This window comes from Streptomyces sp. NPDC001549 (assembly GCF_042894025.1).
In the GTDB taxonomy this organism is placed as follows: domain Bacteria; phylum Actinomycetota; class Actinomycetes; order Streptomycetales; family Streptomycetaceae; genus Streptomyces; species Streptomyces kutzneri.
This window is the reverse complement of record NZ_JBIAVJ010000048.1, coordinates 1-15539: the sequence shown is the minus strand read 5'-3', so window position 1 is coordinate 15539 and position 15539 is coordinate 1. Positions and strand designations below refer to the sequence as shown.

16 protein-coding genes are annotated in these 15539 nt (G+C 66.5%); 9 read left to right on the top strand and 7 right to left on the bottom strand.

Annotation, left to right across the window (positions count from 1 at the left end; genetic code table 11):
* The first annotated feature begins 117 nt into the window (after nucleotides 1-117).
* From ACFY04_RS41425 to ACFY04_RS41415, 3 genes are all read left to right on the top strand, one after another.
* On the top strand, nucleotides 118-1272 hold the full coding sequence (locus ACFY04_RS41425) for an RICIN domain-containing protein (RefSeq protein ID WP_389125943.1): 1155 nt from the start codon (nucleotides 118-120) through the stop codon (nucleotides 1270-1272).
* A 195-nt stretch (nucleotides 1273-1467) separates the two neighbouring features.
* Nucleotides 1468-1725: a transposase gene (locus tag ACFY04_RS41420; protein ID WP_389125940.1), complete on the top strand. Its 258-nt coding sequence runs from the start codon at nucleotides 1468-1470 to the stop codon at nucleotides 1723-1725.
* A gap of 13 nt (nucleotides 1726-1738) precedes the next feature.
* Nucleotides 1739-2104, top strand: coding sequence for a hypothetical protein (locus ACFY04_RS41415; RefSeq protein ID WP_389125937.1), 366 nt, complete (start codon nucleotides 1739-1741; stop codon nucleotides 2102-2104).
* Between the two features lie 278 nt (nucleotides 2105-2382).
* On the opposite strand, the gene ACFY04_RS41410 is transcribed toward ACFY04_RS41415, so the two are convergent.
* Nucleotides 2383-2991 (bottom strand): transposase, encoded by a 609-nt coding sequence (locus tag ACFY04_RS41410; RefSeq protein ID WP_389125980.1) that lies wholly within the window; start codon nucleotides 2989-2991, stop codon nucleotides 2383-2385.
* Between the two features lie 264 nt (nucleotides 2992-3255).
* On the opposite strand from ACFY04_RS41410, the gene ACFY04_RS41405 reads away from it, so the two are divergent.
* The 5 genes from ACFY04_RS41405 to ACFY04_RS41385 all read left to right on the top strand — a co-directional run bounded on the left by ACFY04_RS41405 (nucleotide 3256) and on the right by ACFY04_RS41385 (nucleotide 6856).
* The gene (locus tag ACFY04_RS41405; protein ID WP_389125934.1) at nucleotides 3256-3435 is read left to right on the top strand and encodes a hypothetical protein; all 180 of its coding nucleotides are present in this window, start codon (nucleotides 3256-3258) and stop codon (nucleotides 3433-3435) included.
* A 381-nt stretch (nucleotides 3436-3816) separates the two neighbouring features.
* Nucleotides 3817-4209 (top strand): hypothetical protein, encoded by a 393-nt coding sequence (locus tag ACFY04_RS41400; RefSeq protein WP_389125931.1) that lies wholly within the window; start codon nucleotides 3817-3819, stop codon nucleotides 4207-4209.
* 111 nt (nucleotides 4210-4320) lie between these two features.
* Nucleotides 4321-5130 carry a hypothetical protein gene (locus tag ACFY04_RS41395; protein ID WP_389125928.1) on the top strand — a complete coding sequence of 270 codons (810 nt, stop codon included), beginning with the start codon at nucleotides 4321-4323 and terminating at the stop codon, nucleotides 5128-5130.
* Between the two features lie 138 nt (nucleotides 5131-5268).
* Nucleotides 5269-5547, top strand: a complete 279-nt coding sequence (locus ACFY04_RS41390) for a hypothetical protein (protein ID WP_389125925.1) — start codon at nucleotides 5269-5271, stop codon at nucleotides 5545-5547.
* A gap of 259 nt (nucleotides 5548-5806) precedes the next feature.
* Entirely contained in the window at nucleotides 5807-6856 is a 1050-nt protein-coding gene (locus tag ACFY04_RS41385) for an HNH endonuclease signature motif containing protein (protein ID WP_389125977.1), read from the top strand.
* A 735-nt stretch (nucleotides 6857-7591) separates the two neighbouring features.
* Here the strand turns inward: ACFY04_RS41385 and ACFY04_RS41380 are convergent.
* Nucleotides 7592-8920: a helix-turn-helix domain-containing protein gene (locus tag ACFY04_RS41380; RefSeq protein WP_389125922.1), complete on the bottom strand. Its 1329-nt coding sequence runs from the start codon at nucleotides 8918-8920 to the stop codon at nucleotides 7592-7594.
* 1083 nt (nucleotides 8921-10003) lie between these two features.
* Between ACFY04_RS41380 and ACFY04_RS41375 the strand changes: the two genes are divergently transcribed.
* Nucleotides 10004-11857 (top strand): NB-ARC domain-containing protein, encoded by a 1854-nt coding sequence (locus ACFY04_RS41375; RefSeq protein WP_389125919.1) that lies wholly within the window; start codon nucleotides 10004-10006, stop codon nucleotides 11855-11857.
* A gap of 276 nt (nucleotides 11858-12133) precedes the next feature.
* Here the strand turns inward: ACFY04_RS41375 and ACFY04_RS41370 are convergent, their stop codons facing one another.
* From ACFY04_RS41370 to ACFY04_RS41350, 5 genes are all read right to left on the bottom strand, one after another.
* A complete protein-coding gene (locus ACFY04_RS41370) occupies nucleotides 12134-12274 on the bottom strand; it encodes a hypothetical protein (RefSeq protein ID WP_389125916.1) in 141 nt (46 codons plus the stop codon).
* Nucleotides 12275-12293: 19 nt separating this feature from the next.
* Nucleotides 12294-12983 (bottom strand): recombinase family protein, encoded by a 690-nt coding sequence (locus ACFY04_RS41365; RefSeq protein ID WP_389125913.1) that lies wholly within the window; start codon nucleotides 12981-12983, stop codon nucleotides 12294-12296.
* 457 nt (nucleotides 12984-13440) lie between these two features.
* Nucleotides 13441-14829, bottom strand: a complete 1389-nt coding sequence (locus ACFY04_RS41360) for a hypothetical protein (RefSeq protein WP_389125910.1) — start codon at nucleotides 14827-14829, stop codon at nucleotides 13441-13443.
* Nucleotides 14829-15173 carry a hypothetical protein gene (locus ACFY04_RS41355; protein WP_389125907.1) on the bottom strand — a complete coding sequence of 115 codons (345 nt, stop codon included), beginning with the start codon at nucleotides 15171-15173 and terminating at the stop codon, nucleotides 14829-14831. Before ACFY04_RS41355 ends, ACFY04_RS41360 begins: the two co-directional genes overlap by 1 nt.
* Nucleotides 15174-15184: 11 nt before the next feature.
* Nucleotides 15185-15424: a hypothetical protein gene (locus ACFY04_RS41350; RefSeq protein ID WP_389125904.1), complete on the bottom strand. Its 240-nt coding sequence runs from the start codon at nucleotides 15422-15424 to the stop codon at nucleotides 15185-15187.
* Nucleotides 15425-15539: the final 115 nt, after the last annotated feature.

Below are 15539 nucleotides of genomic sequence, written 5' to 3'. Positions count from 1 at the left end.
CGGCCACCGGTGTTCTGCGAGGTTCCCGGCCTGCCACACCCGGTCGGGGACCTCGCCACGCCTTGGCGCAGACGGATGAAGCCCGCAAACCCGCACACGCCTGACGAAGGAAGAGACATGCCTGCGCCCCGCCCGCGCACCGCGCGGACCCCCGGCCTGCTGACCGTCCTCACCATGGTCTTGCTGCCCCTCGCCATGCCGGTGACTCCCGCCATGGCCGTGAGCGGCCCCGAAACGGCCGCCGGACAGCTTGCTGCCGTCGTCAAACTCACCATCGGCGATGAAGACCGTGCACGTGCCTGCACGGGCACTCTCATCCATCAGCTGTGGGTCCTGACCGCCGCGAGCTGCTTCGCGGCCACCCCCGGCACGCCGGTCCCAGCCGGCAGGCCGGCCCTGAAGGCCACGGCCGCGCTCAGCGACGGCACGACAGCGGACATCCTTGAGATCGTCCCGCGGGACGACCGAGATCTCGCCCTGATCCGGCTCGTCACTCCCGTCACCACTGTCCGGCCCGCGATCCGGGCGCTTGGCCTGCCGGCCGTGAGCACCGATCTGACCGCGGCCGGTTTCGGCCGAACCAGAACCGAGTGGGTGCCGGACAAGCTCCGCTCCGGAACGTTCACTCTCGACGCGAGCACTTCCACAGGTCTGGGGATCACCGGCAAGGGCACAGACGTTCTGTGCAAGGGAGACACGGGCGGCCCACTCCTGAACGCCGACGGACAGATCGTCGGTGTCAACTCCCGGTCCTGGCAGGGAGGCTGTCTCGGGTCCCCCGCAGCCGAGACCCGCACCAGCGCCCTTTCCGTCCGCGTCGACGACCTGGCCTCCTGGTTCCAGCAGACCCAGACCGCCGACTGGAAGGGCCCGCTGGTAAACGCCAACAGTGGCAAGTGCCTGGAGATCGAGAACTCACTGCGGACCGACGGCGCTCGCGTCCAGCAGTGGACCTGCCGCGACATGCCCACCATGCGATGGAACCTGCACTGGGCCGGAAACGGCTGGGAAGTTCGCAACGTCAACAGCGGTATCTGCCTGGAGATCGAGGACTCGCAGATGACCGACGGCGCCCGGGCCCAGCAGTGGACCTGCCACGACGTGCCTACGATGCGTTGGGACCTCGTCAAGGGAAAGTGGGGCTACTGGCTCAAGAACCGCAACAGCGGCAAGTGCCTGGAGATCGAGGACTCGCAGATGATCGACGGCGCCCGGGCCCAGCAGTGGACCTGCCACGACATGCCGACCCTGGAGTGGACCTTCACGTCATGACCGGACCACTCACGGCACAAGGCCCCGGCTGCGATGCACCGGTTTGGTGTCAGAAGCCGTTGTCCTATCGATCTTGAGTGCGGTGTGATCGAAAGTGGCCGGTGGGGCGGGTGATTCTGCCGTGGCCGTGCATGAAGACAGGGCCTCTGGTGCAGTTCGGAGTTGCTGAGACACCGATCACGCCAGGAGGCCCTGTTGTCACCGTTGTACGTGGTCGAGGGTGTCCGGTTCAACTCGTCCGGCGGGGCGTGCGATTGCCTCGTTCACCGGTTCGGGAACGCGGCTGATCAGCCCGACCGGGTCCGGGCCTATGGCACGGACCTGACGGACGCCGAGTGGCAGGAGATCCGGCCGCTGCTGCCGGTGCCGGCATGGATGGAGGGCCGGGGTGGCAGGCCGGAGAGCGCCGGCCACGGCGGTGCGTTCGTGGAGTTCGCGGGGCTGCAGGGGTGAGCATGCGGGCGCTGTGGCCCACCTCGAGGCACTCGACGCCCAGCGCGGCGGCGAAGACGAGTGGGAGCTCTACTGGATGCGGCTGCCGCTGATAGCCGCTTGCAAGGGCGTCGACGAGGCGATCCGGCAGGCCCGAGCCCACCCCGAAGGCAGCACCTGGTACGTAGCAGAGGAGATCGCACACCTCCTCGCCAGTGTCGGGCGCACCGAGGAAGCAGTTGCCGTCCTCCAGCAGCACGACCGCAGCAACAGCCACGACCTCGCCGGCTACCTCATCGACCTCAACCGCGTTGAGGAAGCCCTGACCATCCTCCTGCCCACGAGCCCCCTCCGCCCCGTGCCGACAGCGCTCCCCTGGTCCGACGAGCCGCCATTCTGAAGCCCTGGCCAAGTGCCGGCGCTGACGGTCCCTCGGGTACGTGCACTGCGGCGGCGCCAGCAAGGCTGGACGCAATCTCGGTGACGGCCGATCTCCGCTTCGCCTGGAGTGGCCGGAACTGTGGTGGCGAGGAGCGGTAAGACTGTAAAAGCGAGGGTGGGCAGGCCACGCCGCATCAGGTTTTTGATCACGTTCGGGTTGCAGCCGGGGCTGGGTCGGCCGGGAGGGAGGAATCGGGGCGACTCACCCAGCAGGGTGGCCGAATTCACCAGAGACGATCACGGTCTCGGGTGGGCCGCCTGGACGCCAGAGCACGGGTGCGCGCCTGGAGGTAGGCGGTCCAGTCGGTGCCGGCTCGTCGTCGCCACTGCAGCGCGGTGATGACGTGAAGGCCGAGGAACGGGGCCAGGACCGCGGGTGGCATGTCCTGGGCGAACTGGACCAGGGCAGTCGTGCGGGCCGGGCGGACCGGGATGCCGTGTTCGGCCAGGGCGCGCGCGAGCGGCCCGGTGGACCAGTGCGTTCCTGGCCGAAGCCCGGGGAAGAGCCACAGGCCTGGTGTGTTCCCCTTCCAGCCCTGCCGGGGCTCGGCTGCCAGCTGCGTCAGAACGGCCGCGAGCGGGCCGGGAAGTCGTATGGGGGTATCGTCGAGGCGGATGGTGGGATGGCCGTTGCGGGTGCCGAGGTGCCCGGTGGTCGCTCTCCTGGGCCCTGGGCTCGCTTTCCTGCGCCTGGGCCGCCCACAACCGCATGGCTGTCTCGGTGAGATCGAAGTCCTTGACGACCTCGGGCACCGACCTGTCACCACTCCGGCACAACTCCACGATCTCCGCCTTGAACTCCGGCGTGAACTGCCGCCGCGGCCTCCGCGGCTTCCTGTTCGCCATGCTCTCCATCACGGACATCCCTTCCCGGGCACACGCCCAGATCGCCGGATGTCCGCCAAACCGGAACAACCTCACAGGGCCGTTGCCCCGGGGCAACGGACGGCAAAGCCCCACCTCCCATACATGAAGAGAGGTGGGGCCTTATGGGTCAACTTCTTTCGGTTACCACATGCCGGGTGCGGCGTACCAGGATGCGCGGACGCCGTCGAAGCCGCCGTCGGGTCGGCTGGTCAGGGTGAAGGCCCTGGAAACGAGATCACCGGCGTGTACGCCGTGCCGTACGACACCGAGACCGAGGTCGGCGTCACCAAGGCATTCCCCCTCGGCCGACGGGTGCACCAGCAGCGCCAGGCCCTGCGCGCCGGGCAACTCGAAGACCGGCACAAGGTCCTCCTGGACACCCCAGAGGCCGGGATGGTGTGGGAGCCGGGCGAGGAGGTGTGAGAGGCTAAGGGCTTGCAGAGAATCAACCTGTGATCGAACACCCTGCATGACCTGGTCTGTCAAGAGCTGAAACACCCAGGTTAATTCTCTGCAAGCCCTAAGCTCGCCGCGCTCCGCTCCTACCGGTTGGCCACCAGGCACCTCGCACCCCGCCAGGACGCCATGTGGGGCGAGGACGACGAGATGATGCCCATCGGCAGCACATGGCCAACCTCCGCAGGAAGGGCACGAAGAACGGGCTGCGGAGCGCGCGGAGCAGCTGACCGCGATCGACGGGCACTGGAACTGCCCCTGGCCCCTGGACTGGCAACGCCACCACCGCGTCCTGGCCGACCCGGTCGACGCCGACGGACGGCTGCCCGACATACCCCCAGCGTGCTCATGGACTGTGACGACATCGGAGAGTGGCTCCACCAGCAGAAGCAGCCGACCACCTGGACGCGGCTGTTGCCCGAGCAGCAGCAACGGCTGACCGTGATCGGCGTACAGCCCAACCAGAAGCCCTCACCCGCCCCCGCAGCCAGCCGCGGGGCCAAGAGACCGAGCAAAACACAGCAGGCATTCCAGCGCGGCCTGACAACCCTCACCCAGTGGGTGGAGTGGGAACGCGCCCACCAGCCGATCCCCCGCACCCACGGCGAGCAGATCACGATCGACGGCGAAGCGGAGCCCGTCGTCGTGAAGCTAGGCGTGTGGGTCTCCAAACCCCCCGCGACAAACTCACCACCGACCAGCCCCCCCTCGCTCGCGAAGCTGGGCATCGGCTGGGTCTGACCGGAGGTGAAGCGACCGTGTGTCCTGTCCTCCAACTTTGGACGCACATCCTGCGGCGCTCGGTTGGCAAACTCGCTCGTCGGCGTGCCCCCGTGCTTCTACCCTCCCTCTATGGACGAAGAGGAAGAACACCACCTGCGTGCACTGCTAACCACGTTGGAGCAGGTGGAAGCGCTCTGGGAGTTCACCTCGGGCAACAGGACGCCAGCACCCTGGAAGGTCCATCCTGGGAGCTCGCTGGCGCTCGACGACGCTCTGACACATCCCCACCGCGTCTCTCATGCCGCATGGACTGCAGTGACCGTGGCGGTGGATCATCTGATCGCGCTGCGCGCCACTCTGGTACGCGAAGAGAGTCCTGAACACGCCTCCGCCGTCCTCCACACCCACGCCCAAGCCTCACTCGTGCGCGGCGTGATTGAAAACGCTGCCCGTGCGGCGTGGCTCCTAGGCCCCGACGAACGCCTCGTCCGCGTTCAGCGACGCCTGGCACTACAGGTCAAGGAGGTGAAGGACTCCACCAAGCTCCACAGCCGGTTCAAGGCCAAACCCTCCCGGGACGAAGAAACCCGGCTGAACGAGGTCCGGCGGCTGGCGCTCGCCGCTGGCGCTCCGGCCGACACCCTCAAGGCTTTCCTCACCACCCCCCAGTACACAAAGATCGTCGAAGAGGGCGGTGACTACAGCAAGCTGGGCGGCCAGCTGATCCTGACCTTCTGGGGTGCGTGCAGCTCGCTCGCCCACGGCGACATCAACGGCACCCTTGGCTTGCTGAGGTACGAAATCGTCTCCCAAGACGACGAGACCGCTCTGACCCGGGTCACTGGCAACTTCAGCATGCTGCGCTACACAGCCCAAGCCGGCATCCATCTCGTCGACCGGGCTCTGAATCTGTACGCCCAACGCTCCGCCGGGCCATGAGTACCTCACTCGTACCCGCCTCTGCCACCGCCAGGCAGCGACGCCGATCGTTCTCCCCGCCCCAGGTCAACCAGCTCGGGGTGAGGAAACGGACAACAGCTCAAACATCGACGTTCCTCGTGCCCTATCGTCTGCCGGATGAGCGACAACACCCCGGTCATCAAGATCCACGATCCCGTCGCCAACAACGGCAATGTACTGACGTTTGACTACCCGAACGGCGCGTACGTGGAAGTCGAGAGGCTGACCGAGCGCGAAGACTCGGACGCCCAGGATTCGGAAGCCCTCTTCCAGATCACCGTGTACGCGTCCTCTCCGGAGACCGATGAAGACGCCGTCATCATCGCCAATGAGTACCGCATCAACGCATACCGCATGACTGAAGCTCTGGCTCAGTGGCGGACGATCCTGGGATGACCGGCGTGAACTGTAGGCGCGTTCATCCGTTCACCGACCCGGGCGTCAGCGCATTGAGCAGTCCACCTGGCGGCCCGCGGCGAGGTCCCGGGACGCCTCCGGGCGGACTCAAGGCAGGCTGCTGCCGGGGCTCTAGGGTTGGGCTGTCCATGCTCAGTCGTCGGAGGAGGGGACCGTGGCCCGCAGCCGCAAGAAGCTGAACCACGCCGGGAAGGCGCTGAGGGAGGAAACGTCGGAGTTCCTCCGCATCCTCGGGCTCATGGATCCTGACTGGGTTCAGGTCGGTCCTGGTGTCATCCTAGGCGGAGCCCCCAGCAGTCCCTTCTCAGCAACAGCGTCCCTCGCGATGGGCCTCTACCCCAGAGTCACCTTCACCTTCAGCAGCCAGGGCAACGGGGAGGCGCTGCGAGCCATCCAGACGGCCCTTCACGAAAGCCCCTGGAGCGGTACCGGCCTTCACATATCCGGCCGGCAGATCGAAGTCACAAGCGACAGGGCCATCAGCTGGGTCGTCCACGGGCACTCTCAGACAGAGCGACAGGCCTCATGCGCTCACGCCGCGAACTGGATCCGGCACGTCCACACGACTCTGGCTCCCGTGCTTGGCCCCGCCCTCATCAACCCCATATCTCGCCAGAGCAAAACTGCGAGGACTGACTCACTCCGATCCCTAACCCATGTACCGCGGGAACAGGTGGGCCACGGGCAGGCAGCGGAGACGGGCAGACCAGAAGCCGAACCCGCGGCTCCCGCTCCAGCCGAACGTCCACCCGCATGCGCGATATGTGGCAAGGCTCTTCCCCCTGGCCGCAAACGCCACCAGCAGTGCGAACGGGGCTCCCACCCGCGCTCCGCCGCCGAGCCGCCCGTAGTCTCTTCCGGCACCACGACAGCGTCTCAAGCCCGCGAGCGGTACCGCGTCCTGATCGCCCGCATCGAACGCATGGAAAGCTCTACCGCCAGCCGCCGGACCGAACGCACCGTGCAACTCCCCCACCGTCTCCGCTCAGCCAGGGAAGCGGTCCTGCTGCGCTGCGAGGGCCATTGCGAGAACCCTGGTTGCACCGGCCAGCCGACCGACGTCACAGCCCAAGGCACCGCCATCCTGGAAGTCGACCACGTGCAGCCCATCGCGGACGAAGGCCGTGACCACCCCGAGCAGATGGTCGCGCTCTGCCCTAACTGCCACGCCATGAAAACCCGCGGCTCCCGACGAGCGGACCTACAACAGAAACTTCTCGCCGTGGCGCACGAGGCCAACCAGCGTTGGGCAGCCACGAGCCAACCGCACAGCGGAGACGGAGGATAGGACATCCGTGGGCAACCGGGCCCCGCCCACCGACAAGCCCGTACTCGCCGGTGCGACCCGACTCCAGTGGCCGCAGATCTGGCGTGTGCTGCCGACATCGTCACCAGCTACGATGAGGCCGACGGCTGTACTCTCCGGCAAGCGTACTACCGGTTCGTCATCGAGGGGCTGATCCCGCACGCCGCTCCGGCGCGAAGCGTTCCGGCTGAGACTGCCCCTGGCCCTGGTAACGGCACTACCGTGTCTTGGCGGGCCTGGTCGACACCGACGGTGTCCTCCCCAACATCGCTCCAGGCGTCGTCTCGACGGCGACGACATCAGCAAGTGGCTCCAGCAGCATAGGCAGCCGGCCGCCTGGACACGGCTCCTGCCCGAGCAGCCGCCGTCGAAGCGGTGCGTACGGGCAAGGGTCCCTAGCAATTCTCAGCAGGCGTTCCAGCGCGGCCTGGTGGCCCTCGCACAGTGGGTGGAGCGGGAAGGCGCGAACCGACCCGTACCCCACAGCCGCATCGAGACCATCACCGTCGACGGCGAGACGCGTGAAGCTCGGCATGTGGGTCGCCAACACCAAAGCCCGACGCGACGCACTCACCGCCGACCAGCCCGCCGCCCTCGCGGAGCTGGGCGTCGGCTAGGCGTGACACGCCACCCCGCCCGTCGTTGAACTGCGAAGTCAGTGAAGAGTGAGAGGGCCCCGATCTGGTCTCAGGGCCCTCACACTTGTTGGGCTGGTCCTTACGTTTGCTGGGGGTCCCACCCTGTGAGCTCCTGGCGGTAGGAACCGTCAAGCCGGTCCAGCCGAATGTTCCCGTCGGGTGTCAGTACGTGGGGCTGGTGGGTTCCCATGTCGGCCAGGAGGTCGGCGACAAGGCTGTAGGCCGCGCTGACGGCCTCATGCTTGTCCGCAACGAGTGCCGCCAGGTTCGCGGTGGTCTGAGCGGGTGTCTTGGTGATGGGTACGGCGGGGCCGTGCTGGAAGGCGCTCTCGGACATGACCACGCGTACGGGGGCGATGTCGCCGTCGACGCGGTGGAGTGCCGCGAAGAGCATGAGGTCGCCTGCCGCGCCCGTCTCGGCAGCCCAGGCCGCCGCCACCTGGACCTGGGCCACGAGCTCCAACTCAAGTCCGCGCTGGTACAGCCGGAGAGGAGCGCCATTGTCGATCGGGTCCGCCTTGACGCCGAGCGGCAGGGCACCGTAGCTGGAACCGTCCTGGTGAAGCTGGCCGGTGGGGACTCCCTCGAAGCGGACCTGGCGGCGGCCGACCAGCGCCGGGTGATTCGGCTTCATGTTGCTGGTCACCGCCTGGTAGGCGAGCTTGGCGCAACGGTCGAGAGCCGCGTTGCGCTCCTCCTGAGTGGTGAGGGGGTAGTCGCCTCGGACGGCAGGGACAGCGGTGACGCTGACCCAGATCGGATACCAGGCGGCACGGTTTCCGCCGGCGGGTACCTCTGTCAGCACGTACCGCGTCAGGTAGTCGAGTCCTGCGGTGGACACGTCCTGCACCCGGTCGACGTCCATGGCCGCGGCGTGGAAGCGGTCGCGGTAGCGCTGGGCGATCTCTGATTCGGCGAGAGTACGGGTGGTGGTGCCGTGCCGGACGTGCACCCGGAAGTTGTAGTCGTTGCCGGGGGCCGCGACCGCGTGGGGGGCCTGGGTGCTGGGCGGCACCGTGAGCAGCCAGTAGATCTTCTCCTCATCGGCTGACTGCAGGGAGCGAACGCCCACGTTGGGGATGACGGGCTGGATCCAGTTCGCGATCACCGAACGGATCCACTCCTCGCCATAGCGGGGGTCCGACTCGATCGGGGCGAGGCCGTGGGCGTGGTCCTGCTTGCCGTCGTCGACTCCGATGATGAGAAGACCGCCGGCGGTGTTGGCCATGGCGGCCACATCCTTCGCCAGTTCCTTCTTGCCCGCGTCCTTGGCGTCGTAGAAGTCCTTCTTCCAGTCGAGATCAACGCCCTCGGGTATCTGGTTGTCGACCGCGCGCTGGAGGTCGTCCTCGGTGAGGTCGTCAGGGTGCCGTCCCAGAGCGGCGGTGAGCCGTGCGGGCAGAGCCATCAGTTCTCCAGTTCACCAATTGCGATACCGGCGTGCGCCGATCAGATCACGCTAAACGGACGCACCCGTTCATCACCAGGCATTTCTGAAAGGCCATGGCATCGGTCGCCAGAGTGTTCTCGGCGCCGCGCCCTACTGTGCGCTGATGGTTGCCGACCAGCCGCTGCGGCTGAGATGGCAGGTGCCGTCCGGGTCGATGCGCACCACTGCGCCTGCCACGGGCAGGTCGCCGTCGATGACGAGCCAGGTGCGAATGCGGTCCAGTTCGTCCCACAGCCGGCGTGCGTAGGCGATTTCGGCTCAGGTGCTCTCTCCGATGTAGTCGCCGACTAAAGTGCCTGAGTTCGCGAATACTGAGCACTCGGCGCCCCGAACCTCGGCTGTCCTGTCTCACTCAATCGAGTCGCCTTCTCAGCGAACTGAGTCGTTCCGGCTGTTGAGACAGGACGCCAACTGCCCGATGCCCACGGTTTCGGCACGCACTTGCCTGGCGCTTCCAATCCTGCGCATGGTATAGCGGACCGCACCGGCCAACAGGCCCGCAGGAAGTCATCGTTCTTGATTCGCTGGTCAGAGCTGAGACTGTGGGGGACCATGTGAAGGTGCAACGCTCTCTCTGATGGGGAGCGTGATTGCAGCAGGGGGATGGCATGTCACGGTTATGGAAATTCACGATCATCGTGCTCGCAGGAGTCGGGATCGTCTCAACGCCGCTTTTCTGGTTGTTGGACGGTCCCAACGTGGGGCAACTCGTGGGGGCCACTGTGCAAGCGGCTGCGGGTATCGCGGCCCTGGTTTGGGCATTGCTGCAACCCTCATCAAGTCGTGCGGACGACACCGCTGTGGGGACGGGACCGGCCCAAGCGGAGGGTGGAGGTACGGCGGTAACGGGCGTGAAACGTCCCGGCGCCGATGGCTCAGGGTCGGCCAATGCCGACAGAACGGGGAATGCCTTGGCATCCGGTGAAGGAAGCAGCGCGGTGAGCGGAATCGACTACAGCTGACGCTCCACCGGTACCGGAGAGGGCCAAAGTGAGCTCACCAGGCGGGGACGGACAAGACAAGGACGAGGTCCAGGTTTCCATGACCGGGACCGCATCGGCGTCAGAGGGTGCTGCCGCGACTACTGGCTATCGCGGCTCGAAGTCAGCCGATTCCAAAGGAATCGCAGCGCGCGTACATGTCTCCGAGACCGGCGATGCGACTGCGTCGCACGGTGGACTCGCCAATACCGGTTACATCCACAAGGTACATGTCGATCGTCTCACAGTGGTCAACCAACGCGCGCCCACCGAGCCAGTCTCCTGGCCTCACCAGGTCGGGTTGATACCCACGCGAGCTCTCTCCTTCCAGCATCGTGAAGTCGGGGACCAGCTCCAGTCAGTCGTCGCAGCGAACGGCACGACCATCTTGGGGCAGGTTCTGACCGGTATGGGTGGAGTGGGCAAGACTCAACTCGCCGCCGACTTTGCCCGTGGCTCGTTGACCGCCGGCGATCTCGACGTCCTGGTGTGGGTGACAGCGAGCTCCCGCTCGTCGATCATCGGCGCCTATGCCCAGGCCGGCATCAAGCTCTGCTGCGCCGACCCGAATGACGTCGAAGTTGCCGCGCGCACCTTTCTGGCGTGGCTCACCACAAGTGGCCACCGGCCATGCCGTTGGTTGATCGTTCTGGATGACGTTGCCGATCCCGACGACCTCCACATGCTGTGGCCACCTTCCAGCCCATCTGGCCGGACGCTGGTGACTACGCGCCGGCGTGATGCTGCCCTGACCGGAGAGGGGCGACTGAGAATTGATGTCGGCCTCTTCTCCCAGACCGAGGCCCACTCATACCTCACAGCTCGGTTGTCGGCGCACGGCCACCCCGCTGCGGCATCGGAAGTATCAGCGTTGGCCAGAGATCTCGGGTACTTGCCCCTCGCGCTCGCCCAGGCCGCCGCGTACCTCATCGACTCTGGTCTCAGCATCCACTTGTACCGATCCCGGCTGGCCAACCACAGCATGACGCTGGAATCGCTCACACCGGACCGACTTCCCGACGAGCAACAGATCCCACTTGCGGCCGTATGGGGAGTCTCGGTCGAACGGGCCGACACTCTCCCTCCAACAGGTCTGGCACGCCCCATGCTCGAACTCGCCAGCGTTCTCAATTGGAGCGGCGGAGTCCCTCAGATCGTGCTGACCAGTCCGCCGGCCCTCGCATACCTGCCACGGCGACGCGCGTCACTCGCAAAGCGCCGGCGGTGGAGGCGTCGAGCTGAGTACTCGATGGACGATCCCCCTGTCACCGCAGAGGAAGCCGCACGAGCCCTACGAGCTCTACACCGTCTCAGCCTCGTCGACCACGACATGGACGAAGACGGTGGCGTGGTCAGGGCGCACCAGCTGGTGCGCCGTGTCACCAACGACGCCGCCGGTCCCGAACTGGTAAAACGAGGGCGGCGCTTGCTCGTGGACGGACTCACTACGACCTTCGACGACTACCAACGTTGGAAAACCGCGAAGGAGCTAAGGACCAGGATCCGAGGATGCATGGACTTGACCGAGAAACTGCTGGCACACGCAACGCAGGTACTCGGTCCGGAGCATCCCGACACAATCAGTCTTCAGTCGGACCTTGCGTACTGGCGGCGGCATCTCTCTGATGCGGATGTAGACCGACCGCAGAGCGCGGCAGAGAAGGCGAGCACACACGCTGGGCTCCTGACCCTTCGCCGACGTCTGCTCGGCGTGGATCACCCCGATACCCTCGCTGCCTGGGGCAGCCTCGCTCACTGGCGCGGCGAGGCAGGAGATCCCGCCGGGGCAGCGGCCGAAAATAGAGAACTGCTGAACCATCTGAAACGAACACTCACCGACGGCCACCCCCACCTGCTCCTCATCCAGCACAACCTGGAGCACTGGGAGAGGATGGCGGGAGAAGACCACCTGTAATGGGCATGCGCTCACCTCGCCATACATGCCCGGCCCTCAAAAGGAGCTCAAGACCCGGTTTGACGGCGCCAGCGCCAACCAGGTACCTCGGCTGTCGTTTGTGGCTGGACGCGACACCTCAACATGCGCGCCTACCAGTCCCAGGGCCGCACACCTGGGTGGGAGTCGGGGTGCCGGTAAGAACCCTGTCACCGATCCTGCTGGCCTATTCGGACCCGCATCGCCAACGGGTACGGGCCCCGTGCCGCCACCGCCCGCGCCACCTGCGCGGTCAGCTCAGGCACCTTCGGCCACGGCCTCGGCCGCATCGACATCCCACACCCCACCCGCGACCGGGAACGCCAAGACGGCCGCTGCTGTCCTGTCCAACGAGCCGCCAGCCGTGCCGGGCACGGAATAAGCCAGCAGGATCGTCACCAGCCGCAAACGACGGTGATCAGTCCTTTGCCCTGGAGGGTCGGGGCAGCGCCGCCCTACTGGTCGTCTCGGCGAGTGCGAAGCGGCCGCCCTTCAGTTCGGGCACGTAGTTGTAGATGGTGTTGCGGGAGACACCGAGGAGCTTTGCGATCGAGGTGACCGTGTTCTCCGGCCGGGCGAGCAGATCGCGGGCGTGACGTACCTGTTCCTCGGTCATCGCCGGCGGGCGGCCGAGCCGGGCACCGCGGGCTCGGGCAGCGTCCAAGCCCTCGTTGGTGCCTTGCACGATGAGTTCGCGGATGAACTCGGCGAGGGCCGCGAACACGTGGAAGACCAGGCGCCCGCCGGGCGTGGTCGTGTCGAGCGCCTCGTGCAGCGAGGTGAAGCCGACGCCACGCTTGCGCAGGCCGGACACGATCGCGATGAGGTCCTGGAGGGAGCGGCCGAGCCGGTCCAGCGACGGAACGACGAACGTGTCGCCCTCGCGCAGGAAGCCGAGGGCCTTCCACAGTTCCTCGCGTTCGGCGTTCTTGCCGGACTTCTTGTCGGCGAAGATCCGGATGCACCCCGCTTCCGTGAGTGCGTGGATCTGCCGGTCGAGCAACTGTCCCTTGGTCGACACACGGGCGTATCCCACGAGGCCGCCGGTCCGTGCGGCCGGAACGGGGGCGAGGAGATCGGCGGTGTCGTCGTCCTGGGGTCGCTGCACCCGCCAGATCGTACAGAAAAGGGTCATGCCAAAATTCTTGAGCACGCCGACTTTTTGACACCGTTTTGTGGGCATGATCGGGCGCCGATCCGGCCGCAGGCGTGCGCTTACCGATCTTGCTCATCAATCGGTCGATTGATGAGCGCCGCCCACCCCGGGGCACCTCTGATCTGGTGGGGATCCTCTTGAGGGCCCTGTTCTCGTATAGCTACGGTGACCGGACATGTAGCGCTCTGTGACGCTCGGGGCTGTGGCTGTCGTGAGGCCCCGGAACAGCGGATAGCTGTAGCAGCGATTCCGTTTCAGGGTCGGCTTGTCGGACTTCTCCTGCCTGGCAGGTCGAGCTGTGCGAAGCGGGCGGATTTCGAGCACGGTGCGTATCACCTGGTGCGCGTGTGCGTCCTCAAGGAGCGCGCCACGGGCACCGCTGGACGGCGGCGGAGTGGCTCTGGCCGGCTCAGTGGATGACGCGGATCGCGCGCAGGCCTAGCTGTTGGGCGATCTCGATGCGGCCGTGCTGGCGCAGGGACTTCTCGCCAGGGAGGAAGATGGCATCTGCGAGGGACGCCCTTGCCTCCAAGTGCCGCGCCTCTTCGAAGCTCACGGCAGGCAGCCAGTCCGTTGGAGTGTCCTCGGCCAGGTCGGCGCCCGAACCCTGTGAGGCGTACTCGATGCCCACGCAGGGCAGCGGATAGCGAGACTCTCCGTCCAGGTAGGCGCCCGGATCGACATATCTGTCGGGGTCGGCGAGAAACGACACCAGCATCTGCTCCCGAGCCTTGGCGAGCGAGGTGAACAGTTCGGCCGGCAGGAACTGCCACGCCTCCTTCTGCTGGCAGAACGCGCTGAACCACGTGGTCGCGGCTCGCAAGGCGGCAAAGCTGTCCGTGCCGGTGAGAACATCCCAGTGGGCGACGAGATCCGCGAAAGCGGAGTCCGGCGACCAGCGGGCACCGGCCGCGGATGCCTGGATCAGCGTCGCAAGCCGTGCCGCAGGCGAGGACATACCATCTTCCTGGTAGGCACCCATCTGGGTCCACGTGATCAGGACGAGGCGGTTGCGCATCGTCGGCGACCATTCGAGCTGTTCAAGGACCCGGGTGGTCACGCGCATACCGAGCCGATAAATCTGTGGCCCGCCGTCGTTGACCCAGTCAACGACGCGCTGCGTCAGTGGGGCGCCCGCGTACCGCTCCATCGCGGCTAGCTGGCAGGTCAGCGCAGCTGCCTCCCATGCTGCCACGGTGGGGAAGACCGCCTTCTTGCCGATGTCGTACGGGCTGCGCCAGAGCCTTTCGATCCCCGCATAGTCGGCCAGTGCCGCCCGGCACCCGGTGAGCAGCGTCTCCTCCCAGGCATCCACGCTGATCGGGCCAGGAGGGAAGTCGCTCAGATCATCCTTGGGGATCACTGGCAGTGGTGGAGCCCGGAGTTCCTCACCGGCGAAGGCGGTCTCGGCGGCGAGGAACACCTCCCGCTCATCTGTCGGCATCCGCAGCCACCGCTGCAGCGGCACTGGCAGCACGTTCGCGTCGTCCCGCAAATGCTTCACCGACGCGGCCGCCAGAAAGCCGTTATATGAAGCGTGGATCCGCGAGCGGGTCGTGGCCGCGCCAAATGGGAAGAGCAGCGAGTCCCGGAAGTGGCGCAGTTCGTGATCGAGCACGGTCTGACGGGAAAGATCGGAGACGATCGCATCGCTGCCGAGGCCCTCGAGGACGGCCGTCGGTGCGGTCACGGACCGGTCGTGGTGGCGGAAGCTGTGGAGGTCCGACGCGTTTCTCGCGCGGATGAGGATTCCCGGGAAGCGCGGGTCGTACCGGCCGACGTAGATCCGCAGGGGCATCAGGGCCTCGTGAGCTCGCTCAGCGCCCTGTACAGCGACTCCTCGGAGAAGTCGCCGGTCACTTTGATCGACACCGAGCCCGTCGGCGTCTCGACCGAGATTCTGGCACCGGGGCGACGGCGGAGGATTCCGTACAGCTTCGGGACGATCGGCCCCTCGAAGAACAGCGAGCTCGCGATCCCGATGAGAGTGGCGACCGCCTCCAGGTTGAAGTCGGCGCCAATCCCGCCGGAGTCGTCCTCCTCCGTGCGCATGTACTCCGCGACGTCGCTCTCCCGTACCAGCGCCGCGATCTCCTCGATCACGTCGGGGTCGCCTTGGATCCGCATGGGCCTGCCGTCCATGTGATGGCTCCTCAGGGGTAGAAGAGGCCCCGGGCTGCGGTGATGTGTTCCCCGGGGTTGAGGGGGCGGCCGAGGAGCCTCCGCGCCGCGAGTTCTGCGGTCGCGAACACGGCGTCTTCCTGGGAGGCCGTGAATGCGTCGGCGGTAAGGCGCACGAGGAGGCCGCGCGGATGCCTGCCCCGTTCAGTAATGAGATCCATGGCCTCGACGAGGTGCAGCCGGCCGTCGGAGGCGAGGTCCGCTGAGCTCATCTGCCGTTGAATGCCCCCAGTTAGAAGTCATCTCATTTGGCGATTCTGCGGTAGCAGATGAGGGTGCAGGCGATGCTGGTGAAGGCGAGGAAGTGGTCGGCTTTGCGTTCGTAGC

What these genes read in the sequence shown, in the direction of transcription:
- ACFY04_RS41425 (WP_389125943.1), top strand. Translation starts at nt 118, where the DNA reads ATGCCTGCGCCCCGCCCGCGCACCGCGCGGACCCCCGGCCTGCTGACC.
- ACFY04_RS41410 (WP_389125980.1), bottom strand. Translation starts at nt 2,991, where the DNA reads ATGGCGAACAGGAAGCCGCGGAGGCCGCGGCGGCAGTTCACGCCGGAG.
- ACFY04_RS41400 (WP_389125931.1), top strand. Translation starts at nt 3,817, where the DNA reads ATGGACTGTGACGACATCGGAGAGTGGCTCCACCAGCAGAAGCAGCCG.
- ACFY04_RS41395 (WP_389125928.1), top strand. Translation starts at nt 4,321, where the DNA reads ATGGACGAAGAGGAAGAACACCACCTGCGTGCACTGCTAACCACGTTG.
- ACFY04_RS41390 (WP_389125925.1), top strand. Translation starts at nt 5,269, where the DNA reads ATGAGCGACAACACCCCGGTCATCAAGATCCACGATCCCGTCGCCAAC.
- ACFY04_RS41385 (WP_389125977.1), top strand. Translation starts at nt 5,807, where the DNA reads ATGGATCCTGACTGGGTTCAGGTCGGTCCTGGTGTCATCCTAGGCGGA.
- ACFY04_RS41380 (WP_389125922.1), bottom strand. Translation starts at nt 8,920, where the DNA reads ATGGCTCTGCCCGCACGGCTCACCGCCGCTCTGGGACGGCACCCTGAC.
- ACFY04_RS41375 (WP_389125919.1), top strand. Translation starts at nt 10,004, where the DNA reads ATGACCGGGACCGCATCGGCGTCAGAGGGTGCTGCCGCGACTACTGGC.
- ACFY04_RS41360 (WP_389125910.1), bottom strand. Translation starts at nt 14,829, where the DNA reads ATGCCCCTGCGGATCTACGTCGGCCGGTACGACCCGCGCTTCCCGGGA.
- ACFY04_RS41355 (WP_389125907.1), bottom strand. Translation starts at nt 15,173, where the DNA reads ATGGACGGCAGGCCCATGCGGATCCAAGGCGACCCCGACGTGATCGAG.
- ACFY04_RS41350 (WP_389125904.1), bottom strand. Translation starts at nt 15,424, where the DNA reads ATGAGCTCAGCGGACCTCGCCTCCGACGGCCGGCTGCACCTCGTCGAG.